Source organism: Novosphingobium colocasiae (assembly GCF_014652555.1).
Classification (GTDB): domain Bacteria; phylum Pseudomonadota; class Alphaproteobacteria; order Sphingomonadales; family Sphingomonadaceae; genus Novosphingobium; species Novosphingobium colocasiae.
This window is the reverse complement of record NZ_BMZA01000014.1, coordinates 1-24,923: the sequence shown is the minus strand read 5'-3', so window position 1 is coordinate 24,923 and position 24,923 is coordinate 1. Positions and strand designations below refer to the sequence as shown.

Annotated in this window: 21 protein-coding genes; 7 read left to right on the top strand and 14 right to left on the bottom strand. The window is 63.9% G+C overall.

Annotated elements, in window-relative coordinates; translation table 11 throughout:
• Positions 1 to 178: 178 nt before the first annotated feature.
• The 5 genes from IE122_RS14945 to IE122_RS14925 all read right to left on the bottom strand — a co-directional run bounded on the left by IE122_RS14945 (position 179) and on the right by IE122_RS14925 (position 5,802).
• Entirely contained in the window at positions 179 to 814 is a 636-nt protein-coding gene (locus tag IE122_RS14945) for a hypothetical protein (RefSeq protein ID WP_189622056.1), read from the bottom strand.
• 110 nt (positions 815 to 924) lie between these two features.
• Positions 925 to 1,866, bottom strand: coding sequence for a DUF2493 domain-containing protein (locus IE122_RS14940; protein WP_189622055.1), 942 nt, complete (start codon positions 1,864 to 1,866; stop codon positions 925 to 927).
• A gap of 501 nt (positions 1,867 to 2,367) precedes the next feature.
• The gene (locus tag IE122_RS14935; protein WP_189622054.1) at positions 2,368 to 3,324 is read right to left on the bottom strand and encodes a plasmid partitioning protein RepB C-terminal domain-containing protein; all 957 of its coding nucleotides are present in this window, start codon (positions 3,322 to 3,324) and stop codon (positions 2,368 to 2,370) included.
• Positions 3,317 to 4,216, bottom strand: a complete 900-nt coding sequence (locus IE122_RS14930) for a plasmid partitioning protein RepB C-terminal domain-containing protein (RefSeq protein WP_189622053.1) — start codon at positions 4,214 to 4,216, stop codon at positions 3,317 to 3,319. Before IE122_RS14930 ends, IE122_RS14935 begins: the two co-directional genes overlap by 8 nt.
• A complete protein-coding gene (locus tag IE122_RS14925; protein WP_268249024.1) occupies positions 4,216 to 5,802 on the bottom strand; it encodes a recombinase family protein in 1,587 nt (528 codons plus the stop codon). Before IE122_RS14925 ends, IE122_RS14930 begins: the two co-directional genes overlap by 1 nt.
• Before the next feature lie 103 nt (positions 5,803 to 5,905).
• Between IE122_RS14925 and IE122_RS14920 the strand changes: the two genes are divergently transcribed.
• Positions 5,906 to 6,523, top strand: coding sequence for a DeoR family transcriptional regulator (locus tag IE122_RS14920; protein WP_189622052.1), 618 nt, complete (start codon positions 5,906 to 5,908; stop codon positions 6,521 to 6,523).
• A 228-nt stretch (positions 6,524 to 6,751) separates the two neighbouring features.
• The gene (locus IE122_RS14915) at positions 6,752 to 7,732 is read left to right on the top strand and encodes a competence protein CoiA family protein (protein WP_444544222.1); all 981 of its coding nucleotides are present in this window, start codon (positions 6,752 to 6,754) and stop codon (positions 7,730 to 7,732) included.
• 52 nt (positions 7,733 to 7,784) lie between these two features.
• Here the strand turns inward: IE122_RS14915 and IE122_RS14910 are convergent, their stop codons facing one another.
• The 6 genes from IE122_RS14910 to IE122_RS14885 form a co-directional block, all read right to left on the bottom strand.
• The gene (locus tag IE122_RS14910; RefSeq protein ID WP_189622050.1) at positions 7,785 to 8,708 is read right to left on the bottom strand and encodes an ArdC family protein; all 924 of its coding nucleotides are present in this window, start codon (positions 8,706 to 8,708) and stop codon (positions 7,785 to 7,787) included.
• 90 nt (positions 8,709 to 8,798) lie between these two features.
• Entirely contained in the window at positions 8,799 to 10,811 is a 2,013-nt protein-coding gene (locus IE122_RS14905; protein WP_189622049.1) for a ParB/RepB/Spo0J family partition protein, read from the bottom strand.
• 111 nt (positions 10,812 to 10,922) lie between these two features.
• The gene (locus IE122_RS14900; RefSeq protein WP_189622048.1) at positions 10,923 to 15,122 is read right to left on the bottom strand and encodes a strawberry notch family protein; all 4,200 of its coding nucleotides are present in this window, start codon (positions 15,120 to 15,122) and stop codon (positions 10,923 to 10,925) included.
• A 66-nt stretch (positions 15,123 to 15,188) separates the two neighbouring features.
• The gene (locus tag IE122_RS14895; protein WP_189622047.1) at positions 15,189 to 16,055 is read right to left on the bottom strand and encodes a DUF7146 domain-containing protein; all 867 of its coding nucleotides are present in this window, start codon (positions 16,053 to 16,055) and stop codon (positions 15,189 to 15,191) included.
• A 62-nt stretch (positions 16,056 to 16,117) separates the two neighbouring features.
• Positions 16,118 to 16,444: a single-stranded DNA-binding protein gene (locus IE122_RS14890; RefSeq protein ID WP_017183648.1), complete on the bottom strand. Its 327-nt coding sequence runs from the start codon at positions 16,442 to 16,444 to the stop codon at positions 16,118 to 16,120.
• A gap of 372 nt (positions 16,445 to 16,816) precedes the next feature.
• Entirely contained in the window at positions 16,817 to 16,957 is a 141-nt protein-coding gene (locus IE122_RS14885; RefSeq protein ID WP_189622046.1) for a hypothetical protein, read from the bottom strand.
• A gap of 153 nt (positions 16,958 to 17,110) precedes the next feature.
• Here IE122_RS14885 and IE122_RS14880 point away from each other — a divergent pair, with 153 nt between their 5' ends.
• The 4 genes from IE122_RS14880 to IE122_RS14865 all read left to right on the top strand — a co-directional run bounded on the left by IE122_RS14880 (position 17,111) and on the right by IE122_RS14865 (position 21,072).
• The gene (locus tag IE122_RS14880) at positions 17,111 to 18,199 is read left to right on the top strand and encodes a replication initiation protein (RefSeq protein WP_189622095.1); all 1,089 of its coding nucleotides are present in this window, start codon (positions 17,111 to 17,113) and stop codon (positions 18,197 to 18,199) included.
• A 194-nt stretch (positions 18,200 to 18,393) separates the two neighbouring features.
• Positions 18,394 to 19,596, top strand: coding sequence for an AAA family ATPase (locus IE122_RS14875; RefSeq protein WP_189622045.1), 1,203 nt, complete (start codon positions 18,394 to 18,396; stop codon positions 19,594 to 19,596).
• Between the two features lie 47 nt (positions 19,597 to 19,643).
• A complete protein-coding gene (locus IE122_RS14870) occupies positions 19,644 to 20,657 on the top strand; it encodes a ParB/RepB/Spo0J family partition protein (RefSeq protein WP_189622044.1) in 1,014 nt (337 codons plus the stop codon).
• A 64-nt stretch (positions 20,658 to 20,721) separates the two neighbouring features.
• Complete coding sequence (locus IE122_RS14865; protein ID WP_189622043.1) at positions 20,722 to 21,072, top strand: hypothetical protein; 351 nt, start codon at positions 20,722 to 20,724, stop codon at positions 21,070 to 21,072.
• Positions 21,073 to 21,102: 30 nt separating this feature from the next.
• Here the strand turns inward: IE122_RS14865 and IE122_RS14860 are convergent, their stop codons facing one another.
• From IE122_RS14860 to IE122_RS14850, 3 genes are read right to left on the bottom strand one after another with little or no spacing between them, the layout of a single operon-like run.
• On the bottom strand, positions 21,103 to 21,786 hold the full coding sequence (locus IE122_RS14860) for an RES family NAD+ phosphorylase (RefSeq protein ID WP_189622042.1): 684 nt from the start codon (positions 21,784 to 21,786) through the stop codon (positions 21,103 to 21,105).
• A complete protein-coding gene (locus IE122_RS14855) occupies positions 21,786 to 22,184 on the bottom strand; it encodes an MbcA/ParS/Xre antitoxin family protein (protein WP_189622041.1) in 399 nt (132 codons plus the stop codon). Before IE122_RS14855 ends, IE122_RS14860 begins: the two co-directional genes overlap by 1 nt.
• A 59-nt stretch (positions 22,185 to 22,243) precedes the next feature.
• Complete coding sequence (locus tag IE122_RS14850; protein WP_189622040.1) at positions 22,244 to 23,446, bottom strand: hypothetical protein; 1,203 nt, start codon at positions 23,444 to 23,446, stop codon at positions 22,244 to 22,246.
• Positions 23,447 to 23,668: 222 nt separating this feature from the next.
• Here IE122_RS14850 and IE122_RS14845 point away from each other — a divergent pair, with 222 nt between their 5' ends.
• Positions 23,669 to 24,829: a site-specific integrase gene (locus IE122_RS14845; RefSeq protein ID WP_229814241.1), complete on the top strand. Its 1,161-nt coding sequence runs from the start codon at positions 23,669 to 23,671 to the stop codon at positions 24,827 to 24,829.
• Positions 24,830 to 24,923 lie beyond the last annotated feature (94 nt).

The following is a 24,923-nucleotide window of genomic DNA, read 5'->3' as shown; positions in this document are numbered from 1 at the left end:
TCACGGGCATCCCCGACCTATAGGGCGACGCCGGTCCAACGCCTTGGCGAACCTCAAGCTCGACTTTGCCCCGCCCGCCGCCCAAGCCGCGCGGCGAAACGGACCATATCCCGGGCCGCCGTCCGGCGGAACCCAAACCATGGCATGCTCATGCTAGGGGACGGGCAAGAAGGCGCAGTTATGGCGTCGGCATCGGCAGGCTCAGTCCGGCCGCCACGGCATCGAGGAGCGAGCCCATCGCGCGCAGCACGGCCGCGAAATCGCAAACATAACCATCCGCCACCAGCGCGTCGATACGATGCCCGGCGTAGGCGGGACCGAGGCTTGTAAGCAAATCGACGAGAATACGGCCCGGGGACGGGAGGCCAAGCCGCCGCGCTTCGTCGAAGGCAGCGATGAGGTCGTGACGAATATCGCGCGCGACCTCATCGTGCGACCAGCCCCGGCTCATAAGATAGGCTTTGAGCCCCAGCTCGCAGGATATCGCCAGCAGGTGCAGCGCGGGAGCAAGGGCGACGGCAGCACCGAGACGTGCCCCTTCGTGAAACTCGCGCGCGCGATCAAGGAAGATCGAGGCGGTCTGCCGATCGCCGAGCTCCGCCAATCTCTCGATCGCGCGCCAGCGGCCTGGCGATAGCCGACCAAGCCATGCCGGGCCGGCCTGGTTGCGCAACTGGCGCAGGCAGGCGCCATCGGCCTCTTCGACGTCGCGGCCGGTCGACCACAAGAATAGCAGCTTCGCTTTCCAGCGGCGGCCATGCGCCGAGCGAAAGGCAAGGAGCGCGCGCGCCGTGGGGTGATCGGGCATGAACATGATGCAAACCTCCGGGAAACGGGACGCACCTGCCCTGCCCTCCTCCCCTCCGGCATTCGCAGCCTTTCGAAACGGGGAAAGCCGGCCGCCGAAGCGGCCGGCGCGGCGGATCAGCCGCAGGGTCGCGACGATGGCGGCGTGCCAAGCGGTCCGCGGCGATCAACGACGTGAATGCCGCGCGCCTTGGCCTCGATCACCAGCCTTTCGGTGACACCATTGCCTTGAAAGGCGATGACGTAGCGCGGCTTGACCGATAGCATCTGCTCATTGCGGCGGAACCCGGCTCGATCGCCGAGCTTGCGATCGAGCCCGAACCGCAGCTGCTGGATACCGTTCTGCTCGGCCCAGGACGCAGCCAGGCGCTCAATTCCTTTCATGTCGCCGCCATGGACGAGATACATGTCGCCCACCCGCTCGCGGACGGCATTGAGCGTTCGCAGCAGGTTATCCGTAAACTGCTTGGCCTCGTCGTCGCTGGCGAAACGCAGCCGCCCGCCGGCGAAGATCACGGGCGTACCATGGACCATATTGGCATCGCGCACCCGTTCTCGCCGCGCCTGGAGATAGGACCGGCCATCGACGATCGCCGCGGTCGTGCCGAGCGAAATGCGGTTGCCCGACGCCGGCACCCAGGAACGGCCCGTCTCGTGGAGATAATGGCGGGCCGCCGTGTCGCGCATCGTCTCATAGGCCTCCGCGGACTGCTCGATCTTGCGGGCGAGATCGATCTTGTCCTCAAGGTCGGCGGTCGCGACTTCCGAGCCATCCTGCTCGGCGAGCAGAAGCCGAATTTCGTCCGTCAGCCGATCGATCATCTGGTGCTTCTTGGCGGCTGCGCGGTGGAAGAGATTGACCAGGCCCCAGCCTAGATCCTCGATGTCGCGCTCGAGCGCACTAAAGGGAAAAAGCGCGAAAAGATCGCTCCAGACAGCGCTGACGGTTTGTTCCATGGCTTCGGCAGGTGGCGGCGCCTCTAGCGTGCGCAGGTCGCCAGTGTGATCAAGATGACCGAGTTCGAGGGCGGAGAGTATCGCCGAGAGAGTGCTGGTCATGAGTTTTGCCTTTCGTTCCACTTGGGGCCGGCGGCCCATCCGCCGGATGCGCAGCCTCCGGGCCATCGAAGGAAGCGGCGGCAGCACCGCCGGGCAAAGCCCAAGGGAAACCCGGGACAATGCCGGGTGGTGCGGGCAGGCGCGCAAGCGCCAACACGGCCGGATTGGCCCCGGGTTGCGGCCGCCAGCGCGATGGCCCAAGCATGCGCATCCTCTGGCGAGGGGCCAAGGTCTCAACGGGAAGAGCAGGCGTTTACTGCCCGAAGCGGCGACTATGCAGTGCCGCGCTCGCTCGTGCAGATGGGACGGGCGTGCCCGGCCGGTCCGTCGTCGGCACGCCCGTCTCCAACATGCGGCTCAATCACCGCACGCGGCCGGTCCATATGTCGGCCGGCCTGGTGGGCTTCCTGCGGGATCGCCGCCATTCCCACCGCCATGCTCGATCCGCCCCATCGTGCGGCGTCTCCCATGGTCCCCGCGCTTATCGGGTCCGGGTCCCCATCATCCTTCCACCTGAGCCGGCATTGTGCCGATCGCCTCGATCTCGGCGATCCGCTGAAATTCACCCAGATATTCCTGGCGATGATTGGAAAGCCACCGCGAAACCCGAGCATTGCCGAGCAGCTTGGCGATATAGCCGCGCGCCACGGTCAGGTGGAGATTGTCGATCCCGTAACTATCCTCGACCGACTTGACCTGGGTCTGCAGCGCCGCGAGCTCACGTTCCATGCGCGCGATCTGCTGGCTTGTCGGACCAGAAGCATCGGGCCTTGTCGATTTCCGTTGGGCGACAAGCTGCTCATCCGGCGTCGCGGCCAGGAGCGCGCGCGCGAACATGAGAGTGAAGTTATTCTGGCCGATCATCAGGTCCGCCGCCTCGATCTGGCGCACCGCTGACATGCGCCGCAAGATATCGAACACCTTCATCGAGCAATTGGTGTCCTTCAGCATATCGGCGGCTTCCGGGGTGATGCCGTCGAGCAAGCGGAAGCGCCGCCGGATCGACTGTACCTCAAGGCCAAGCGCATCGGCGATCAAGGCCGAGGCGACCCCGCGCTCAATGGCACGGACGATCATTCTGTGTTCCTGCACCGGCGGCAGGCGGTTGACCCTTTTGTTGTAGGTATAGGTCTCGTCATCCGTCGCGATCAGGCAATCGACGCTTTGCACTTCAAGCTGCTTGAGGGCCTCGATGCGCAGATGGCCGTCGAGCAGGAAATATTTCCCGGGATGCTGCGTGTCGGGAACAACGGCAGGCGCCTCGACAAGGCCGATCGCCTTGATCGAGCTCACGATCTGCGCGAATTTCCGGCTTTCGCGCACCCCTTCCCGCAACGACTTCAGCGCGACGATGGCATCGATCGGCACGGTTACGGTCTCGCGCTCGAAGCCAAAGCTCACGCGATTGTCGGTGCCCGTTTCGTCCAGGCCGCCGCCGTCCGATGCCCAGTCAGTCATCGTCATCTCCTGCGATCCGGAGGGCGAGCGCGCGCGGCATCGTCTCGAGGCCCTCGGCGCGCAGCAATGTCACAAACCCCTCATCGGCGAGGAGGTCTTTCATGGCCTCCACGATGAACAGCAGCCGGGTCTGGGTAAAATCGGATTTCTTGACGAGAAGGCGCTGTTTTTCAGCCTCTCGCTGGTAGACCTGCATGAGGTCGTTGGCAGTCAGCTTCCGGTTGGCATTTTTCCGGCCCAATCGCCCCTGGGACAGGGACCTGTTGCGGCCGCGCATGCGCAAATCAAGAAGGCGGCGCACAGCCGCCAGTTTCTTGCCGCGCAGCTTGCCGGTTTCATAGGCCTCGAGCAGGAGACTTTGCGCCTCCTCGGTCTCGGCGCGGGATATTTCCATGGCGAGGCTGATGGGAATGAGGCCGGTTTCGACCGCGGCGACGAGCCGCTCCTCGCCGCGCTCCAGCAGTGAAACGACCATGCTGACCCAGGAGCTGGCGACGCCGATTTTCCGTCCGATTTCCGCCTCGCTATATCCGCGATTGCGCAAGGCACCGACCTCGCGCATCACATCGATCGGGCGCTGCACCCGGCGCGCAATATTCTCGACCAGGCTCATCACGAGACATTCATTCTCGCTGGCTTCGATCACCACCGCGGGAATTTCCGACTGACCGAGCATTTGGAAGGCCTCAAGGCGGCCCTCTCCGCAGACCAGATCATAGCGCGGACCACTCGGGCCATCATGGCGGCTCACCGTGATCGGGCGCTTGAGACCGATGGTCTCGATATTGTTCACGATCTCCCGGTGCTGCCGTTTGTTTCGGGCGCGGGGATTAAGGACAGTGATCCGCGAGATCGGGATGAGCTCGATCTGCTGTGGCCGTGTGGCGGACATCAGGCTGCCTCCGCAATGGCGATGGGCGCGGCGATTTCGTACAGAAGGTCGAGGGAGTCGAAGCGGTAGGCGTCAAGACTAAGGCCATTGTCTTCGGCAAGCCGCAGACGGTCGGCAACAAGATCGAGACGCGGAAACAGATAATAGTCGAAGGCGGCCCGGTTGGCGGTATCCATGCGCACGACGATGGTGATGTCGGGCATCCGCGACGTGTCGAAGCGGATCTTCCAACGCAGCAACCCAGTGGGCGTAGGATTACAACGGACGATGACGACCGAGAGGCTGAATTCCTCGTTGACGATCACGCGGTCGGTCTGGAAGTCCTGAACGACCTCGCTGCCCATGTCGCGCAGGCCATCGAGCACTTGGCCGAGGATCTCCGGATGGAGTTTGCGCAAGGCCCGATTGATCGCGACATATCGGTAGTCTCGATCCGGCGTATATCCGACCAGATCATAAGCACGCAGCAGGCTTCCGAACCGGGAGCTGTAGGCACTGCTCGAGGGCATGCCCTCGCACTCGTCGATGATTATCCCCGATAGAAGGCCCCGGCTGTCCAAAAGGACCTTCAGCGCGCTCAGCATCTCGGTGTCCGACAATCGGAACGAACGAGCGCCGATGATCGCCTTGGCGGCTTCGAAGAGGTCACGCTCGACGATGGCATCGAACGCGCCGGCCGCTCGGATCCACATTCCCGGGTCGTTGCGAACGCGCTTCTTCTTCAGCTTGAAGGATTGGCGATTCCACACATTGTCACCCGCATATTTCTCGTTGATCAGCACCTGGTGGACGGTTCCCCGGGTCCAGGGACGGTCAAGATCGGTCGGAATGCTGCGGCGGTTGAGATCGTCGGCGATATCCTGTTCGCTGCGCCCCTCATGCACGAAGGCGTGATAGATCCCCCGAACAATGGCGACTTCTTCGGGTGGGCCAGGCGTGAGGATCACGTGGTCGGTCTGGATGCTCTTATGCTCCCCGCGCGTCAGAATGCCTTTTGGTTCGCCCCGCTCATCGACGAGGGTGCGCCGAAGCCCAAATCCTGCAGGCCCGCCCTGGCGAAAGCCCTTTTCGATGAGGCGTCCCTGCCCGGCGAACACCTTGACTGACAATTCGCGGCTATATTCTCCGGCCATGGCGCGTTTGACGCCCTTGACGATCGTCGACACCGGACTGCCATCATTGTCGAACTGCTCGGTGCAATATTCGACGGATATCCCTGAGCGTTTGCAGATATATTCGTAGTAGGCGCTTTCATCGGCGTCCTGAAACCGGCCCCAACGGCTGACGTCATAGACGAGCACCATGGTGTAATCGGCAACGCCGGTCTGAACGTCATCGATCAGTTGCTTGAGGGCGTCCCTGCCATCGATCTTGAGGCCACTTTTGCCGGCATCGGCATAGGTTCGGACGATCTCGATGCCGTGAGCGGCAGCATAGTGACGGATCGCCTCGGCCTGGTTCTCCGTCGAGTATTTCTGGTGATCGGTAGACATGCGAACATATTCGGCGGCACGCACGCACGGCGATGCCGGTTCATGGTCGGTGCCGTCTCGGGTGCGCCAGTCCTCCAAGGCTCGCCTCTCCATGGGCTTGCTGCAGCAGCCAGGGCGACCATCCGCTGCAGCACGAAACCCACGACTGCTCGCCTCTACGTTCTCATCAGCAGTGTAGCTGCGAAAGGAACGGGAGATGTTGCCGAAAAAGGGCAAGAAGTTACCGGCTTGGAAGGGGGCATTAACTGGGCGCCAGGCCTATGCGGACGTGATGGCCGACCTACTGAAAAAGGAGCACGGGGACAGCCATCGCGCCGTCAAGCTGCTCATGCGCCAAACGGACGCGAGCGAACGCACCATAAAACATTGGCTTGCCGCGCAACATGGCCCGGACACGGTGTTTTTTCTGCGGCTCGTTGCGACATCACCTGTCATCCGCGCGTTCGTCCTGGGCGTTATCGAAAGCCCTGTGATGGCCCGACAATCCTCTCGACCAATGCGCTGGGATGCCGCGCCGCTAACGCCCGATGCGGCTACTGCCAACTCGATGCCCCAGCGTCCCGCCGGAAATGACCCAATAAATGACCCTGATCATGACCCCATAAATGGCCCAATGACGGAGGGCCTCAATGAACGTCAGCGCTGGTTTCTCGACCGAGTCGGGAAGGAAACGCGCGCCAAGGCCTGGGATATCATGGCTCACTGGCAGGTCAGCCCCAAGACGGCCCGGCGCGACATCCGGGGGTTGCAGTCTGCTGGCCTGCTGCGTTTCGAAGGCGCCCGGCGCAATGGGCGATATCGGCTTGTCCAGTGATCATCCGCGCGGCTGCACTGCCCAGGCAAGACCTATCATGCTGACAATGCTGTCCCGGTGCCATGATCTGTCGGAGCGAACTTGACCTTGGTTCCCTCCAGCCAGCATGTTTGCGCCATGGCTCTCAGTTGCCTTGATGACAGCGATAATCGGCTTCAGTCGTTCGATCTGAGCGATGCGGACTGGCGCGAACTCGAAGTCAAAAACCGGCGTTTGCACCACCTGCGAATGGACTGCTGCTTGGCAACGGTTGTTCTCAAACGGTCTTCGAGGGGAACGAAATTCTTTGCCCATCGAATTGCCGGTCCCTGCACTTCAGCCGACGAAAGCGAAGAGCATCGTCATTTGAAGCTGATGGCGGTCGAGATCGCGCGATCCTCGGGCTGGCAGGCCGCAACCGAAGTGGCAGGCACAACGCCAACCGGCGAACCATGGCGAGCTGACGTCCTCGCGGTGAAGGGAAACGCGCAGGTCGCGATCGAGATACAATGGTCGGGGCAGACCAATGCGGAAACCCTGCGGCGACAAGAGCAATACCGTCTATCCGGGATTCGCGGGCTTTGGTTGCTGCGTCAACCGGGCTTCCCGATCGTCCATGATCTGCCTGCGGCCTGCATCGGCGGCTCGCTTGCCGACGGCTTTCAGGCCCTCATTCCTGCACATGAGCGCATGCTCGCGCGCCATCGTCGTCTGCCGGAAAGCTGGCGGCAGGCATTACCGATGGACGCATTCCTTCGCGCCGCGTTTGAACGAAGATTGGGGTTTCTCACGCCGTTGGAAGCCGTTGGCGAGAATGCAACAATCGTCGTCGAGACCGCGATAGCGGATTGTTGGAACGAGCGCTGCCGGGAAAAGACGCAGATCATCACGAGTATAGAAATCGCGACCGACCAGGGCGCTTTCGATTTCAGCTTGCCCGACCTTACCGATCACCCGCATCTGCTGGCGGAGATTCTGCAACGGCTGCCATCGTCTTTCGACCGCAAGGTCATTCAGAAACGCTATAGTCATACGCAACGCCGCAGCTATGTCAGCAACGGCTGCGCCAGGTGCAATCGGCTGTTCGGCGAATTCATGCTGGCCCATGATCCCTCCGAGACCGACCAAATCGCCACTTTTCCTGTCCGCCTCGATTCCCGCTGGTTGGCGCTGCTCAGTTCCCACCCCGATATCGAGATCAGCCAACCAGCATGGTGGGTCCGCGCGTGAGGAAGGGAGGACCTCCCTCACGGCCGAACATCGCGATCGCAAGTACGTGCCCTCAGGCGGCGGCCAGTTCCTCTGTCCCATCCTCGCAGGCAAGACCCGTTGCGCGGAGCAGATAGCCCGCGGCCTCCTCTGCCCGCGCCGCCGCCGTGAGCAAGGCACGATTATCCCTGCGCAGGATCGAAAGCCAGGAACCGATATAGGCCGCATGATCGTCGAGATGGGTGGTTGGGAGACCCACATCGGCGCCAACCAGCGCTGCCGTCAGTTCAGCCACCAACTCCTCGAACGCATAGGCCTGATCGCCGAAGCGCTTGCCGAAGGATCGGGCAAGCCGGTCTGGATGACCCGTCCAGTGACCAGCCTCGTGCGCGAACGTGGCCGCCCATGCAGCACACGTGTCGAACTGTTCGACGGGCGGCATCGTGATGAGGTCTGCGCGCAGGTTATAATAGGCGCGATCGCCTCCGGTCCGCAGCCGCGCCGGCAGGCGATCGACGAAGCGTTGTGCCCGCGGATCGAGCCGGTCGCCCGGTGGGACGAGCGATAACGGTTCTGGATAGAAATCGGACGGCAGCGCGTCGATCTGGTCTGCATTGAAGACCGCATAGGACCGCATCACCCGGCGATGCTCATCGACCAGCTCGCCGGGACGCTCGCTGGAATCGACCTTCTTCGAATAGGCCTTGTAGAAGATTGCAAATTGCGCCTGCTCACCGGCACGGACCTGCCCGCCAAGGGTCTGCGCCTGGCGGTAGGTCATCCAATGGCGTGACCGATAGCCGCATTGCTCAGCAGCCAGCCACAGCCAAAAGGTGTTCATGCCGCGATACGGCTCGCCATTGGCCCGCTGCGGACGCCCCTGCGCCGCACACGAACGCCAGGGCCGCACCCAGGGTCGCACACCGGCCTCGAGTCGGTCGATGATGGCGCACGTGATGGTCTCGGCCGGCGAGGGCCGGCCCGATGATCGAGTCATGGTGGATACTCCGCGAAAGAGCGGCGGCCAGCGCCGCCAATGAAGGACTGCGGGCGACGCAAAAGCGCCGCCCGCCATTAGGCGTTGGTCTCAGGCCGCTTGGTCGAGGTCATCAGCATCGCCATCGGGGGCGATCTCCCCTGCCCCGCCGTCGCTTTCGTCTTCGTCGCTGAGGAAGGCGGAATAGCTGCGGAAGCTTTCGGGCTTCTCCACCGCGCCAAACCGCATCTCGTCGGGCAGCCAGCAGAGCGCCTTTTCCCGGACTTCGGCCTCGACGATGCCCTGCCCGGAACAGAGCGCCGCGCAGGCATTGGCCAAGTCACCCTTCTTGGCGTCCTTGTAGCGGCCGCGCAGCACTGGCCCGCCGATCTCTTCAAGGGCTTCGAGCATGACGTCCTTCTTCACGCGCCCGAAAAAGTTCTGGGCATCGGGCCGCCACCATTGCGCGACATCAATGTCGAGCAGACGTCCGAGATGATCGTGGAAGCCGTTGCGGCGCCCGCCATCGTCGACGTTGAGCGTCGGTTCGAGCGTCTGCGCGATAACATGGGCAAGCCAATCGGCGCGCGCCTGTTCATCCAGTTGCCGGAAGGCATCGAAACGCGACGACAGCGTGTTCCCGCCTGCCCAGCTCACATCGAGCCCCTGTCGCTGTTCGGCCAGGACGTTGCTGGCCGCGCTGCCTTCGTCGCGGAAGCCGACGATCGGGAAGCTCGCGGCGGCCGCTTGCAGCGTCGAGTGGTCCCGGACATAGCCGCTGGCGAACACGGTCCGGTGCGCGATCAGGAATATCGCGAGGTCGAGCGCGAACCCCGCGTCCGAGGCGACATGGGACGCCAGGATCTGCCGCCGCTGGGTCGCGAGTTCGTCGACCAGCGTCGCGCTGAGCCGGGAGGTCGCGACCTTGCCGGACGGCGCCTCGGGTTCGCCGCCCTCGCCCGCCTGACGAATGGCGCGCTCGCTGAACATGCGACTGTGCACCCGCGGGGTGCCGTCAGGGGCAAGATAGATGAAGGTGCCCAGCTGGTCCTTGACCGCATCGTCGACCATCGTGCGTGCCGCCTCGATCGCATCGAGTTCCCGCTCGATGTCGGCGAGCCGCACCGAAGCCGCCTCGGCCTCGGGTGTGCCGTCCTCAAGTTCGGTTTCCAGTTCGCGGATGAGCGCATCGCCCTCATCGGAAAGACTGTCGACGCGATCCTGCTCGTCCTCGCTCAATTCGCGCATCGCCGGATGATATTCGTGGAGCTGGCACTCCATGTCATAGGGCACATGGGTCGCGAGGACCGGTGTCACGAATGCCAGCCTCTGCTCGGCAGCGAGTGTTTGTGCCGCTGCTTCGAGCTTCTGGGCGGCAAGCTGCTCGATGATCTCCACGTCGATCCAGCTCTCGTCCGCATCATCGCCGAACAGGTCGCGCTCGATCCGGCCGCCCGCACCGACATAGGCATCACGGCCAACGAACCGCGCCTTCGCATCGGTCGCCTTCACCGTCCCGTTGAGGAGCGCACGACGGACATTGTCGGGATTGTCACCATAATAGGACCGGCTCATGCTCTCGAACACACGCGCCTGGCGGTCGACATCGGGCGTGACGGCATAAGCCTGTGCGACCCCGAGCGTGATCTCGCCTGCGGCAAGCGCCGCGAAGACGACGGGAGCCAGTTCGGCAAGCCGGACCCGCTGCTCGACGAAGCGGGTCGTGACCCCGAAGCGTTTCGCCACATCCTCGCCGCTCGCCCCCCGGTCGAGGAAGTGCTTGAAGGCCGAGCATTCATCCGCCGGGTTCATCGCGACGCGATGGAAATTCTCGGCAAGGCTCGCTTCGGCCGATCCGGCATCATCCTCGAGCACCAGCACCTGAACCTCATGGTCCGCGGCAAGCCGGTTCGTCTCAATCAGGCGTTGGAGCGCCCGCAGGCGGCGGCCGCCCGCCTTGACGGTGAAGTGCCCCGCCTTTTTGAGCGGCGTGACCACGAGATTCTGCAACAAGCCATGCGCGGCGATATTGTCGGCCAGACTGTCGAGGTCGGCATCGCGATTGGATTTGCGGACGTTATCCTTTGAGAGCGAGAGGTTCTTGACCTTCACGGACTGGATCATCGGTTGTCTCCTTCGAGGGTTGCGCCGACGTCGTCGGCCGGCTTGAGCCACTCAGGCCCACCCGGCCGAAGGCCTCCTCCCCTCTCTTCGATCGCTTGACGCTGCCGCTGTTCAGCCTGCTATCTCGCCAAGGATCTCGACGGCGCGGCTCGGTGGGACGAAGAGCCGTGTGCGGTGTTGGATGATCTCGGTGAAGCAGCCCGCCGCCTTGAGATGAGGAAGGGCGTCGGACTTCCAGTCGAGCAATTCGAGGCGGTGGTCGCCAGCGACCAAGGCCCGCTTCAGCCGAAGCGACCCGATCGACATGATCTCGCCCGAGGTGCGAACGTGCTCGACCCGCGCGCCGAGGTCGATCTCGACATGGGCGGCGATGCCGAATGCGCTGGCGATCCGCTCCACCAGCGGCGCCGGAATAAGACGCCCGAGAAGTGACTGGCCGTCGTCGCTCGTCAGCCGCCAGACCTGGACATGATCGTCGGGCAGCTTTCCCCACACCGGAAGCAGCAGGCCCGTGACCAGATAGATGATCTGCGTGCGCGTCTGCGCCGCCATTGCGTCGCATTCGGCCTGCCAGGCATTGTCAAAGCTCGCGCGGTCCGCGTCGGTCCAATGGGTTTCGGCGAAGAGGTCCTGCCGGTGCCGTTCGGTGCGCGTCGGCCGCACCAGCTCATAGCGGCGCACGGTTCGCCCCTCTTCATCGGTTAGCGAGAAGGTCGGGCGGCAAATGGCGACCTTACCGGAACGTGGGTTGATCAATCGGCGCGCTTCCGGGTCGGCCAAAAGCCAATGCGCGCGCTCCAGGGTCAGCGGTCGATATCGTTCCTCGGTTTCGATGCGCAAGATTTCGGTTTCGGCGCCGCTCACGGGATCGCACCGGATCACCGTGCGGTCGAGGATCGAAATGCGGTCGGCGGTGATCGTTTCGACGCCAAGATCGAGGGTGCCAGCCTCACGGGCCTTCTCCACCCGTGCTTCGATCAAGCCCAGATATTCGTCGAAGATCGCGTTCTGCAACCCGATGCGCAGCGCCAGGATGCGGTTCAGCCACCGCTGGATCGTGGGCAATGTCTCGGCGATCCCACCGCCTTCGCCCGTCAGGTTCAACCCGGTGAGCGCCTGGAACTGATCGAAGCGCACCGATTGAAGCTTCCCCTGGAACAGCAGGCGAAACCACTGGTCGAGCGATTCCCGCGCGAAGTCGGACTCCAGATTGTCACGGGGGTCGAAAAGTCCCTGTCCGCCGGTCTGGCGCTGACCGCGGGTTAGTGCGCCGAGGCTGTCGAGGCGCCGGGCAATCGTCGAGATGAACCGCCGTTCGCCGCGGCAATCAGTGGAAACGGGCCGAAACAGGGGTGGGCAGGCTTGGTGGGTGCGGTGCGTGCGGCCCAGCCCCTGGATCGCCGCGTCAGCACGCCAACCGGGCTCGAGGAGATAGTGAATGCGGCGCCTCTGATTGAGCGCGTCGAGGCTGGCATGATAGCTCCGTCCCGTGCCGCCGGCGTCGGAAAAGATCAGGATGCGCTTTTCGCCGCGCATGAAGCTGTCGGTCTCCGCGAGGTTCGTGCGCGCGCTGCGCCGTTCGATCCGCTGACGGCCCTCGGCATCGACGATGATCCGCCGGCTGCGACCCGTCACCTCGGCCACTGCCTCCGTCCCGAAATGCCCGATGATATGATCGAGCGCCGAGCCAACCACCGGCAGCGCACAGAGTTGCTCGAGGAGCTGGTCGCGCATGGCCATCGCTTCCCGACACAGCACGGGCTGCCCGACCTCGTCGATCATCGGTTCCGAGCGCACCGTGCCGCTATCGTCGGTATAGGTGCGCATCTGGCGCACCGGAAAGGCCGCCGCCAGATAGTCGACCAGAAATTCGCGCGGGGACAGCTCGATGTCGAGCCAGGCGCGCTCCTCGGGGGACAGGTCGGCAAGGGCACGATCGAGCATCGCTTCCGACGTCGACACGAGCTGGACCACGGCGCAGTCGCCGCGCGCGAGATCGGCGGCGATCGCCGGGATCAGCGACGGCAGCTTCATCGACAGCAGGATCTGGCCGAAGAAGCGTTGCTTGGTCGATTCGAAGATCGACAATGCCGCGGCCTTCGCGCCGCTATTGTAGGTGGCACCGCTGAAACCGTCGGTGACGCGCGTGGCGGCGAGCGCGGCCTGCAGATTGTTGTGAATGATCGCCCAGGCATCGGCATAGGCATTGTAGACGGCGATCTGTTCTTCGCTGAGCCGATGCTCGAGGATGTCATATTCGACGCCGGCGAAGCTGAGCGCCCGCGCGGCATAGAGGCCCTGCGCCTTGAGGTCGCGGGCGATCAACTCCATCGCTGCGATGCCGCCGCGGCGAAGCGATTCCACGAAGGCCCGCCGGTCGGCGAAGGCCGTCTGCGGTCCCCACAATCCGAGGCGTGTCGCATAAGCGAGGTTGTTGACGTCCGAGGCGCCCGTCGCCGAAGCGTAGAGAATCCGGGCGCGCGGAGCGAGATTTTGGAGGCGGACGCCGGCGATGCCCTGTTCGGATCCTTTCGTGGCGCCGAACCGGCCCTCGCCACCGGCCACCCCGGCCATCTCATGCGCCTCGTCGAAGACGATGACGCCGCTGAAATCCTCACCCATCCATTCGATCAGCTGGCGCAGCCGCGTGCCCCTGTCACCGCGGTTGGAGCGCAGGGTGGCATAGGTCAGGAAGAGGATCCCATCGCCCAGCGCGATCGGGGTGCCGAGCTTCCACTGGTTGAGATGCTGGATGTCGAGCGGCAAGCCGCCAAGCGCCGACCAGTCGCGCCGCGCGTCTTCGATCAGCGTCTCGCTCTTGGATATCCAGAGGTGGCGGCGGTTGCCGCGCAACCACTGGTCGAGGATGACGCCCGCCACCTGCCGCCCCTTGCCGGCGCCCGTGCCATCGCCAAGGAAAAAGCCCGTCCGATAGGCATTGCCGGCCTCTGCCGGCGACAGCGAAAGCCCCTCCTCGCTAGATACGAACCGGCCCGGAAGGTCACGCTCGAACGCCGCGCCAGCGTAGATCAGCGTTTCGAGCTGCGCGTCCGAGAGCAGGCCGTCGTCCAAGATCCTGGCCGGCAGCACGGGTTCATAAGCGACCGGGGGTGCGGCGATCGATCCCATTGCCTGCGATTCGACCAGCGCGCTTGGGTGCTCACAGGCATCGGCAATCAGCAGGCGGCTCGGCCGATAGGGCAGGTAAATCCCTTGCGGTTCGCCCGCGGGCGCCGGCGCGTCGAGACGGTGATAGGCGACCGCGCGGGTCGTGGGCAGGGTTACCGCCACACGCGAGCTTACAGGGCGGGTCCGCCGCGTGAGGCCCCGGAACAATCCGCTGGGGCGGGAGATCGGTTGCGGCGTGGGGGCGCACGGGGTCGCCATCGCATCGATAGCCGCGAGCGCAGCGCCGAACGTCGTACAGGTCTGGCGTGGGACGCAATCCCCTGCCCCGCCCTTTTCGAGGAGAATGAGCTGAACCGCTTGCCCGGTGCCGTGCTTGGCATAAGCATGGGGCGGCAGGTCGAGATGCAGCCGGAGATGCGCGCCCGCGGTGGCGTGCAGCCAATCCGCGTCCCCTGTCTCGATGCGATCGGGAAGAATGACGGCGCAGCGCCCGCCTGGTGCGAGGCGCAAGAGCGCGGAGCGCAGGTGGCGAAGCGCAGCGTGGCGGTCGCGCCCCCGTCCCTGGCTCCGCGAGAAGGGCGGGTTGATGAGCACGACGCTCGGCACCAGTTGCGGATCGAGCATGTCGTCGATCAATTCGCCGTCATGCGTGCTCAATGTGCCCTCGGGAAGGGCATGACGCAGCAAACGCGCGCGCCAGGCATCGATCTCATTGAGGAGAAGGCGAGCGCCGGCAAAATGACCGTGTACGGCCAAGAGCCCGGTCCCGGCCGAGGGCTCGAGCACGATATCGCGTGCCGTGATCGCGGCTGCCCTGGCGGCAAGGAAGCCGATCGGTGCCGGTGTCGAGAATTGCTGGAACGCGACCTGCGTTTCGCTACGCACGCTGTGCGTCGGAAGCGCCGCCGTCATGGCGATCAGCTGGGCGAGCCGCACATTCGCATCTGCCGGGAGTGTTGTGTTCTTCAGATGGAGTATCTGCGCGAGTTCGAGCACATCATAGGCGTCGCGCAATGACCATGAGCCATCCGCGCTCGAGCCACCGAAGGCGGAGGTCATCCCGGCAAGGAGGTCGTTACGTGCAACCGAACGGCCTTCGGACAGCCGGTCGGCTATGCCTTGAGCAGCGGTCCGGGCGGGATCATCGAGCGGCAGCGTGAGCGCGAGGGGTTGTGTGGCCATGGGGTATCTCCGGGTCTGACACCTGGCATCAGCGCCAGGTCATCAGCCTGAAGGCCCCCTCCCCTCTCAGGCCGCCTCGGCGGCCCGGCGGACACGCCAAGCATCATTCCAATCCGCGTGCCGTTCCGGGAGGCGGAGCACCAGTTCGCGTCCATGGGCTGTGAGATGCGGCCGAGCTTTTTTGAGCATGGCGGCAGCGGCGGCACCGCGATCACCATAGACGATGATGCGTTTGACCCGTTCGGGGATGGCGACGAGTCCAAGGCGTTCGACGCCGCCCAGCGCCCAGGTTGGCGTTCCGAACCAGGCCATTGCCGAAAGGGCGTCCTCAATGCCCTCAGCAAGGCCAAGCTCCTCTCCGGCCGGCGCCAGACGGATGGCCGCGTTGCCAAGCAGGCCAAGGGCAATCTTCGGCTTTGACAGGGGCTTGTGCAAGATGTCAGCGAGATCGAGGCAGGTCCGCTGGACGGCCACGACGCCCAGATCGTTCTCGACCGCAGCGATCATCGCCGGAAAGAACCGGCGCTGGTCACCTGCCCCGACAATGGTGCGGGGATTGTAGCGCAGACAACGCGGATAGGGAGGAGCAAGACCGCGTGCGGCAAGGTAATCGCCCGCTGGCGAGCCGGCTATGGGCTGGCTTGCCTTCCATAGCCGAAGCGCGAGAGCGCGATGGTCGGCCATCGCCTTCGGGCGCGGCATGGTGAGCGGCACCGCATCGTGAAGTTTGCGCCGGCGCAGGGCAGTCAGAACGTCGCGCGTATCGCAGCCAGCAAAGCAGTGGAACAAGATCGCCCGTTCGCCCAGGCGCACTGACAGGCTGGGGCCATGATCGTCATGAGCCGGGCAACGGCATTCGCCGCGCGTCCCGCGCCACGTTCCGCCGAGGGCTTCGACAATGGCTTTGGCGCGATGGGAAGCAGCTAGGGGCATCAACTAATCCTTGCAAAGTGGTGGAGCGCCGCTGCCGGTTGCGCCCTCCCCTCTCCGCCAATTCAGCCAGGCATGCCCTTGGCTGCGAGGATACCGAATTCCTCGACGATGCGATCGGTTGTGTAATGGGTCACGCCGTCGCGTTCATAGGAGCTGTCCTTGAGCCGCCCGGCAATCCGCACCAGATCCCCGACTTGGGCTCGGTCGGCGATATGCTTGCGCTGGCCCTCGCTGAAGACGCTCACGCGGTTCCAGTGACTGTCTTCCTGCCATTCGTCATCGTCACCCTTGCGGCGGTAATTCGCGCAGACCGACAGCAGGGTGACTTTCGGTCGCGCGTCGATTTCGCCGATCCGGCCGATGATCTCGAACTTGGCGAAGTTGATCATGCACCCTCCATTCGTGACGTCCTTTGGCCAGGAAGCCTATCGTGGACGGCCAACTTCGCGTATCCCTCCAGGCAGGGGGATTGAACGTTTGCTTCAAGCGTAGCGCCAATCTCTTTCTCAAAATAAAAATATCAAAACGCCGCTGCTCGCAGCGGAAGCTTTTCCGATTCAAAAGGATTCAGATTCGGGAAGCCGAAAGCCCAGCGTTTCTGTGGGTTTGAGCAAGCCTATCCTGACCGGACGGGGGATTTTGCCTGCCCTTGTGGGGGCTCATTCCTGACCGATCGGGGGATGCAACCTGACCGGTTGGGGCTTTCCTGACCGCATGGGGGCCAGCCTCTGTTGGGCTCGATTCGCTCTCAATGCCGCTCGTCAGGGACGTTCTTCGGCCTCCGCGCGGCCGTTTGCGCGGGTCAGATCGCTTTGAAACACGACTCGGCGTACTTCCTTGTGTTTTGCCGTTTCGGGGTGAACTTCCATCCTGACCTCTTGGGGGCCGAAACCGCCGTCCATCCTGCCCTGACTTGACGCAAGAGGACAGGTCAGGCAGATTTTCTTCCACGCCGGACGAATCGGTGCAGACTTCATGGCATGGATGACGAACAAGCCCTAGACCACGCTGTAACGCCCTCCCCCGCCGGTGAAGATGCTTCTCCGGGGCGGGCGATGCGGGTGGCTGCCGCCCTGCAGGCCAAGGGCGGTGACGAGTTCGCCAAGCCCGGCAGCATCGTCGAGGTCAAGTTCGTCAAAGGCCAGTCGCTGAGCCTGACCGCTTCGCGTTTGCTTGCGCTGATGATTTTGACTGCGGGCGGTGATGCCTGGGAGGACCGCCCGCACAAGATGCGAAAGGCGGACATTCGCCGCGGCCACAAGGGCAATGAGCGCATCTCGGATATGCTCGAGGAACTGCATCGCACGCTTTTCGCGGTCGATGATAAGTCCTGGCGCGGCAAGAAGGCGACGCTGCGCTTTTCTCTGATCTCGTCATCGCGCGAAGAAGTGGAGGACGAGGAGGGCGCGGAGGCGGGGTGGATCGAGTGGGAGTTCACGCCCGAGGCTCGGAAACTGATTCAGGAATCGGAGACCTATGCGGTCCTGAACCGGCAGGCGGTGCTCGGCTTTCGGTCGACCTATGCGCTAAAGCTATACGAGATCGGGGCATTGCGGCTGCATCGACGCCAGTCGCTATGGAAGGGCGACATGACGGCCCTGCGTGCGCTGCTCGGCATCGCGCCAGACGTTTACAAGGACTTTGCGCAGCTGCGCCGCAAGGTTCTCGAAAAGGCGAAGGCCGAAATCGACCAGCTCGCTCATTTCCGTGTGGAGTGGCGGGAAATCCGTCAGGGTCGAACCGTCACCGAGATCGAATTTCGTTTTGAGGCAAAGGATGCGCCTGAGCAGATAGCAACCGTGGATGAAATTGCCCGACACTCTGCGGGGAGGAAGGCGAGGCGCGAAGACGAGGTCGAGACTGTGGCCGTCGAGGCCGTCACGCAGGCGGCGGTGGCGGCCTTGGTATCAAAGGATAAGACTGGGGCAGGGGAGGTCACCTTCCCGAACGGCACGATCCGATTTGGGTCGGACACGCTCGCGGCCATTGGCCGTTCGGCCGGCGGTGGTTGGGACATCGATCTGATTGCCGACGCCTATCGCGCGCAGATGGGTGAGAGGCTGGCGAAGCTGAAGGGCGCCAAACTGATCGCGTCTTGGACCGGGTTTTGCGAGAGCTTCCTGGCGCGGCGCGGGCGCCCTTGAGCCGAAATTGCACCGGTGCAATTTCTGGGTGGATAGCCCCCAAGAGGTCAGGTTGTAGGCGTGCACGAGAGGCTGGCGGCGCTATTCGAGGCAATTCGTCCGGTCGGGCTTACCCACTTGCGAAAATAAGCCTTTCATTGACCTAAAAGTGCAAATTGAGCTATGCCCCCTACAGTTTCGCAAGGGGGCCTCTCTTGGCTGCATCACTCGATATTGAGGGCACGCAGGATCTGCTGTCCGTCTCAACGCTTGCACAACGGACCAGCTCTGTTCTCGAGCGGCTCCGCGACTCTGCGCGTAGCGCCCGGGCGGACGAACGGCGCGAGCCCACCTTCCCGATCGGTAAAGCGGCCGAACTGGTCGGCCGAACCGCGGCGGCCATTCGCGAGGCCGAGAAGGACGGCCGCTTGCCGCCGCCTCCGCGAACCGAAAATAATCGGCGCGTCGGTTATACCCTGGCGCAGCTCAACGACATGCGGGGATTGTTCGGCACCCGGCCCTGGCGGGCTGCCACCGACCCCTGCTGCGTCATCGCGGTGCAGAACTTCAAGGGCGGGGTCGGGAAATCGACCTTGTCAGTGCATCTGGCCCAATATCTCGCGATCAAGGGCTACCGGGTGGCCCTCATAGATTGCGACAGCCAGGCGTCGGCAACAACCCTGTTCGGCTATGTTCCCGACCTCGACCTAACCGAGGAGGACACGCTCTATCCGTTCCTGCGGCACGACGACATGGAGTCGCTCGATTACGCCCTGCGCAAGACTCACTTCGACGGCCTCGAGCTTGTCCCGGCTAATCTCCGGTTGTTCCAGTCGGAATATGAAATCGCGGCGCGTATGGCGCGCGGGCAGGGGAACCTGATCGACCGCATGGCACAAGGCATTGCGAGCATAGCCGATCGGTTTGATGTCGTTGTTCTCGACCCGCCGCCGGCGCTCGGTGCGATCTCGCTTTCGGTGCTGCGTGCGGCCAATGCGCTGGTCGTGCCGGTGCCGCCGACGGTGATGGACTTCTCGTCGACTGCAGCCTTCCTCGCCATGCTCGACGAGACCATCGAGACGCTGGCCGATCGCGGCTTGGCCCCGTCGCTGCAGTTTCTGCGCTTCGTGGCCTCCAAGGTCGACGAGAACAAGTCGATGCAGAAGGAACTGCTCAACCTGATGCGGACCCTTTTCGGCCACGCGATCGTGCGCACACCGCTCAAGGATTCGGCGGAAATCGACAATGCGACGGCGCGGCTGATGACCGTCTATGAGCTTGACGGACCTGTCACCAGTTCGGCGGTGCGCAACCGCTGCCTCGCCTATCTCGACGGCGTGAACGGTGAAATCGAGGTCGACATCCGGTCGATGTGGCCCAGCCATCTGGCGCGCTTGCGCAAGGAGGGCCTCGCCTGATGCGAGCAAAATTGCACCGGTGCAATTCCGGGTAGAAGGGGTGGATGATGAGCAAGAAAAACGCCAACTTCGCGGCTGATCTGGTCGCCGGAATCGACCCAGGGGCGCAAGCCCCAGCGGCGCGGCGCCCTGGCATCGGTGCGAGCGTCCTGGCGGGTCGAGAAAGCCGACTTGCCGAATTGGCGACGGGCAGTGTCGTCTCACGCACCCATGAACTCGTTGATCCGGCACGTTGCCGGATGTGGGTCGGCCATAACCGCGAATATGCGCTGCTTAACGAGGAGCGGTGCGCCGATCTCATCGAGAGCATTAAAGCGCAGGGAAAACAGGAAATGCCCGCCATCGTCCGGCGGGTGAAGGACGATCCTGCTTTCGATTTCGAGGTGATCTGCGGCGCGCGCAGGCATTGGACGATCAGCTGGCTTCGCGCCCATAACTATCCGGATTTCCGCTTCCTCGTCGATATCCGTAGCTTGACGGACGAGGAGGCGTTCCGGCTTGCTGACCTCGAGAACCGGGCGCGCGATGATCTTACTGACCTGGAACGCGCGCGCGACTATTTGCGCGCGCTCGACGCCTATTATGAAGGGCGCCAGAAGGTCATGGCCGAGCGGATCAACGTCACGGAAAGCTGGCTCAGCCGCTATCTCGACCTTGCCCGACTGCCGGAAGAACTGATGGCGGCCTTTGCCATCCCGCAGGATTTGCGGATCAAGCATGTCACCGCGATCAAGCCTCTCTTGAAACCGGAGGATCGGCGTCAGCGGGTGTTTTCCGAGGCGACGCGGCTCGCGGAGGTGCAGGCTGAGCGCGCGGCCCCGATGCCTGTTCCCGACGTCATCCGCGCGCTCGCTTTGGCCGCTGATCCCCCCAAGAGGTCAGGATCCCCCAAGAAGTCAGGAAAGCCAGAAACGATTGTGTCCGAAGGAGGGAAACCACTGCTGAAAGTCGAGGCAGTGGATCGTAAGGGTCTCAAGCTCACCTTGCTTCCGCATGCCGGTGGTACGCGGGCTGAAGCGGAGGCCGCGTTGAAAGACCTGCTCGATCAGCATTGGAGCTAGGACAACATTCAGCGGTTATGAGGTGTGAGAGTTTTGTCTTCACATGTTGGATATGGACTGCCCAATGACTGGAGCCTTCCAGGATGACATTCGCGAGAATGAGATCATCGCGCCCCGTCGTCTGGCGGAGCGCCTGCGCTTCTCTATGGCGCATTTGGCGCGCGTTGCTCGCCTGGATCGTAAGGCCATGACCCTGTATCCCTCCGCCCCGACCGTGCAGATTAAACTGGAGGAAATAGCCCGAGTCATAACGCGAGCGGCAGAACTTGCAGGCGAAGAAGGCAAGGCGGTTATCTGGTTCAAGCATCAACCCCTTTCTGGAGTTGGGCAAACGGCTGCGGAATTGGTTGCGAATGGCGATATCGATATCGTCATGGAAGATCTCGATCGTATGGCTGCCGGGGTCTATTCCTGACAGGCGTCTCTCGATGCCGAAAGAGGACCTTTAGGCGAATGTCTTCTTCTCGTAGACGGTGACGATCGCCCGACCGTCCCAAACGTAGCACAGATGCCGCTCCTGCCGGCAGTTGGCGAGTAGGCGAGGGCGGAACACCGCGGCGCACTCACCGTCAGCGTCGCGCACGCTTTGGTATACGATGCCATCCGAACCTTGGTCACGCAGGTGTCGACCAAGCGCCTGGCCGGCGGCATAGCTGTCCGGGGCGTAGAGGGCAGGGCGTTCATCCCGCAGGCCGCGAATATCGTGGAGTATGGCGTCCAAGTCGACCGCGTAGACGCGCATGTCGAGTTCCTGCGCCGGTTCGTGAGTGTACGTCATGAACCGGGTTCGGTGATGGCTCGTTTCGGCAACCGCAGTCTCGATGGTGTTGGCAGCATAGAACAACCCGAAACTGCCGTCACAGAACCGGCTGCCATCGGGATTGAGGTGGGTGAACGCTGCCATGATCGCCGACGTCCCGGGGCCCGATACGCGGTCCTCCGCTGGGACGAGCGCGAGGTCCCCGACTTCGTCGCGAAGCCGGTCGTTGGTCATCGCCTCGATTGCATAGACCGCTTCTAAATCGGCCGGATCCGCGACGTCTTCAAACAGCGATATGGGCGGGAACCGGCTTGCGACGATCCGGTAGCACGGCTGCCACCGCACTTGAGTCGTCGTAAGGGCATCCATCAGCCGCGCTGCGCGTCGATATATTGGCGCACCACGTAGAGATCGGCGACATTGCCCGAGGCCATCCGCTCGATCGCCGGGCGTCCGGCGAACAGCGGCGCATCATTGGGTTTGCGTACCCATTCGTTGGCGGTACGGGGCAGGAGCATCTTCAGCCCCTTGTAGATCCCCATAACATAGGAGATTCGCTCCAGCGCATCCTTGGGAATCGCCGCGACGGCGCCGCGCTTCCAGGTCTGGAAGGTCGAGCGGCTGTCGAGTCCGAGAAGCTTCATCTGCTCGGCTTCCTTAAGGCCCCAGGCGTCGGCAATGCGGAAAAAGGTGCGCAGCGCCGGACCGCTTAGATCCTTGCGGCTAGGCGCTTTGGCGGGGACGCCGGAATGGGCAGCTGTGGCCATTGGCCATCTCCTTCTTTCTCTGTCTATGTATGATATCTGTACATAACGTCAAGGGGAGATCATTTTTCATACACGCCTAATGCTCGCGAGGCCGCGTCAGGATGGCCAGAACTGCCGGCGAGCAGCCGGTCGATCTCGCCCATCGCCGCGTCGAACTCGGCGAGCGCCGGATGGGGGAGCGCGAGAGCGTGGTCCAGGGGTGCCGACAAGCGATCCCTTCGCGGCGCTTCGGCTACCAGCAGAACCTTGCCCTTGATGCTCGCGCGCCGCGCGATGCCCGCTGTGACTAGCGCGTCGCCGATCGCATAGGTGCCGCGCCGGCTGATCCCGCACGCCGAGGTCATCTGATCGAGCCCGAGCGGCGCAAAACCAGCGAGCAGGATCCACACCTGCGGTGCCCGCGCGCTCGAGCGCAGGTGCCCCAGATGCTCGCGCATCAGCGCCGCGCGCTGTCGCGCTTTCGCGACCAGCTCTGCAAGCCGGGTAGCGCTCGCGTGGAGAGTTCGCGCTGAGACAAGGGCGCGTTCGCCCGGCCAGAGCTGCGGCTGAAGCGTTTCGGCGGTCACCGCGCCGGGGCAGGGGAGGGCAAGCTGCCACGCACCGCACGCGGTCAGCAGCCGCCCCAGCGAGGCATCGACCGCCCAGAGCGGGGTGCGCGGGGCGGCCTGCTCGATCGCCACCGTGCGGTTTCCAAGCGAACGGATTTGCACCGCGCGCTCCAGCGGTGCGAACAGCGGATCGGCGCGCAGCAGCGCGTAGAGGCGCGCCAGACCCGCGAAGGGCAGGGGGGGCTCGTCATCCGCGCCGGCCTGTTCCATCAGCGTGAGCGCTCTGCCGATCGCGTCGTCCGCCAGCGCATCTTCGGCTTGCATTGGGCGGTCGGCCCCGAAGCGCGCGGCCAGAGCGATGGTCTGTGCGGCGTCGGCGAGCGGTTCCCACGGATGATGGCTGAGTTCGCCCAGCAGGGCGCGGACCACGGCATAGGCGGAGCAGGCGGTGAGGGGCGTCTCTTGGGGGCCGCGATCGAGCCCGGCGAACCAGGCGTTGAACTGGTGTTCGGCGTCAGCAAATCCCGCCTGCGTCAGGGCCGAGAGCAGCACCTCGCGCAGCAGCCCTACGCAGAACAGCCGTTTTTCGGCATCGGTAAGCCCGACGAGAAGCCCGTCGAGCCGGCCGAGCGCCAGCGTGCATGTGGCCTGTGCCACGGCAAGCTCTTCGGGCGAAACATCCGCATCGGCGGCAAGGGGATGGAAGGCCTCCATGCCGGGATGTGTAGTGAAATGCAAAACACTGCACAACTACTCTGACGGTTGGTAAGTCAACATGTGATAATTGCACTTATCGCATAAACGTATTTGACGCCTCTTTATAAGGTGCGGTACAGGCGGGCCATGGACGCGAGCAGGGTAGATGGGCGCGAAAGCGCCGAAAACGGCGGTGTGGCCGCGCACGAAGGTGAGATCGTCACCCTGTCGGCCGCAACTATGCCCGACATTGCCTGGACCGTGACCCAGATGCGGGCTGGGGAACGCGTCGTAGTCAACGAAGAGCTGATCGCGGCGTATCAGGCCGCCAGCTCACCGCACTCGATCCGCGCGCTCAAATCCGATCTCGAAGCGTTCGACCTGTGGTGTCGGCGCACGGGCCGGATCGCGCTGCCGGCGACGCCCGAGATCGTCGCCGACTATCTCGACGCCCGGGCGGGGCAGGGGGCGAAGCCCGCCTCGCTCGGCCGCTACAAGGCGTCGATCGCCAAAATCCACCAATTGCTTGAGCTGAAAGATCCGATCCAAGCCGAACTGGTCAAGCTGCGGCTCCGCGCGATCCGACGCGATAAGGGCACCGCTCAGGCGCAGGCGCGGCCCCTGCGCTTCAAGGGGCCGGTGCGCGACGTCGAGCGCGATGCCCCGCGCGGCCTCAATGTGCGCGCATTGCTCGAGGCCTGCGCGGCCGATCTGCCGGGGCTGCGCGACCGCGCGCTGCTGTCGGTCGCTTACGATAGCGGGCTGCGCGCCTCGGAACTGGTCGCAATCGAGGTCGGGCATATTGTCGACGCCCTTGATCCGGAAGCGCGGCTGCTCGTCATTCCGCGCAGCAAGGGCGATCAGGATGGAGAGGGGGCCACGGCGTTCCTCAGCCCGCGCTCGGTGCGGGCGATCGCGGCATGGTGCGCGGCGGCCGGGATTGAGACGGGGCCGGTGTTTCGCCGGGTGCAGGTGCGGCGCTACAAGGCGCGCGCAGCCGTGAAGGGGCGGCGGATTGCAACGGTCACCGGCCGCGAAACCTGGGACTTGCGCAAGACGCTGTCCCGGCCGGCGGTGCCAGCGCGGGTCGAGTACGATGTGGGGCAGGGGGGCCTGCATCCGGGCTCGATCGGGCAGATCTGGCGCGCGATGATCCGGCGCGCTTACGAAAGAGGGGCGCTCGCGGATCTGACTGCAGACGATCTCGCCCGCCTGCTCAAGGGCGTCAGCGCGCATTCCACGCGGGTCGGCCTCAATCAGGACCTGTTCGCCAGCGGCGAAGATCTGGCCGGGATTATGGATGCCTTACGCTGGAAGAGCCCGCGCATGCCGCTCGCCTACAACCGCAACCTCGCCGCCGAGGCAGGAGCGGTCGGCCGTCTTGCGCGCAAGCTGGGGTGACATGCTCTGGGACAAATCCGCCGTTCCTAAGAGCCCTCTCTGATTGGGGCCTTGTGGGTCAAGCTGCTTCCTCGACTCTGTGATCGTTCCCATG

What these genes read in the sequence shown, in the direction of transcription:
- IE122_RS14945 (WP_189622056.1), bottom strand. Translation starts at nt 814, where the DNA reads ATGTTCATGCCCGATCACCCCACGGCGCGCGCGCTCCTTGCCTTTCGC.
- IE122_RS14940 (WP_189622055.1), bottom strand. Translation starts at nt 1,866, where the DNA reads ATGACCAGCACTCTCTCGGCGATACTCTCCGCCCTCGAACTCGGTCAT.
- IE122_RS14935 (WP_189622054.1), bottom strand. Translation starts at nt 3,324, where the DNA reads ATGACTGACTGGGCATCGGACGGCGGCGGCCTGGACGAAACGGGCACC.
- IE122_RS14930 (WP_189622053.1), bottom strand. Translation starts at nt 4,216, where the DNA reads ATGTCCGCCACACGGCCACAGCAGATCGAGCTCATCCCGATCTCGCGG.
- IE122_RS14925 (WP_268249024.1), bottom strand. Translation starts at nt 5,802, where the DNA reads ATGGAGAGGCGAGCCTTGGAGGACTGGCGCACCCGAGACGGCACCGAC.
- IE122_RS14920 (WP_189622052.1), top strand. Translation starts at nt 5,906, where the DNA reads ATGTTGCCGAAAAAGGGCAAGAAGTTACCGGCTTGGAAGGGGGCATTA.
- IE122_RS14915 (WP_444544222.1), top strand. Translation starts at nt 6,752, where the DNA reads ATGGACTGCTGCTTGGCAACGGTTGTTCTCAAACGGTCTTCGAGGGGA.
- IE122_RS14910 (WP_189622050.1), bottom strand. Translation starts at nt 8,708, where the DNA reads ATGACTCGATCATCGGGCCGGCCCTCGCCGGCCGAGACCATCACGTGC.
- IE122_RS14905 (WP_189622049.1), bottom strand. Translation starts at nt 10,811, where the DNA reads ATGATCCAGTCCGTGAAGGTCAAGAACCTCTCGCTCTCAAAGGATAAC.
- IE122_RS14900 (WP_189622048.1), bottom strand. Translation starts at nt 15,122, where the DNA reads ATGGCCACACAACCCCTCGCGCTCACGCTGCCGCTCGATGATCCCGCC.
- IE122_RS14895 (WP_189622047.1), bottom strand. Translation starts at nt 16,055, where the DNA reads ATGCCCCTAGCTGCTTCCCATCGCGCCAAAGCCATTGTCGAAGCCCTC.
- IE122_RS14890 (WP_017183648.1), bottom strand. Translation starts at nt 16,444, where the DNA reads ATGATCAACTTCGCCAAGTTCGAGATCATCGGCCGGATCGGCGAAATC.
- IE122_RS14885 (WP_189622046.1), bottom strand. Translation starts at nt 16,957, where the DNA reads ATGGACGGCGGTTTCGGCCCCCAAGAGGTCAGGATGGAAGTTCACCCC.
- IE122_RS14880 (WP_189622095.1), top strand. Translation starts at nt 17,111, where the DNA reads ATGCGGGTGGCTGCCGCCCTGCAGGCCAAGGGCGGTGACGAGTTCGCC.
- IE122_RS14870 (WP_189622044.1), top strand. Translation starts at nt 19,644, where the DNA reads ATGAGCAAGAAAAACGCCAACTTCGCGGCTGATCTGGTCGCCGGAATC.
- IE122_RS14865 (WP_189622043.1), top strand. Translation starts at nt 20,722, where the DNA reads ATGACTGGAGCCTTCCAGGATGACATTCGCGAGAATGAGATCATCGCG.
- IE122_RS14860 (WP_189622042.1), bottom strand. Translation starts at nt 21,786, where the DNA reads ATGGATGCCCTTACGACGACTCAAGTGCGGTGGCAGCCGTGCTACCGG.
- IE122_RS14855 (WP_189622041.1), bottom strand. Translation starts at nt 22,184, where the DNA reads ATGGCCACAGCTGCCCATTCCGGCGTCCCCGCCAAAGCGCCTAGCCGC.
- IE122_RS14850 (WP_189622040.1), bottom strand. Translation starts at nt 23,446, where the DNA reads ATGGAGGCCTTCCATCCCCTTGCCGCCGATGCGGATGTTTCGCCCGAA.
- IE122_RS14845 (WP_229814241.1), top strand. Translation starts at nt 23,669, where the DNA reads ATGCCCGACATTGCCTGGACCGTGACCCAGATGCGGGCTGGGGAACGC.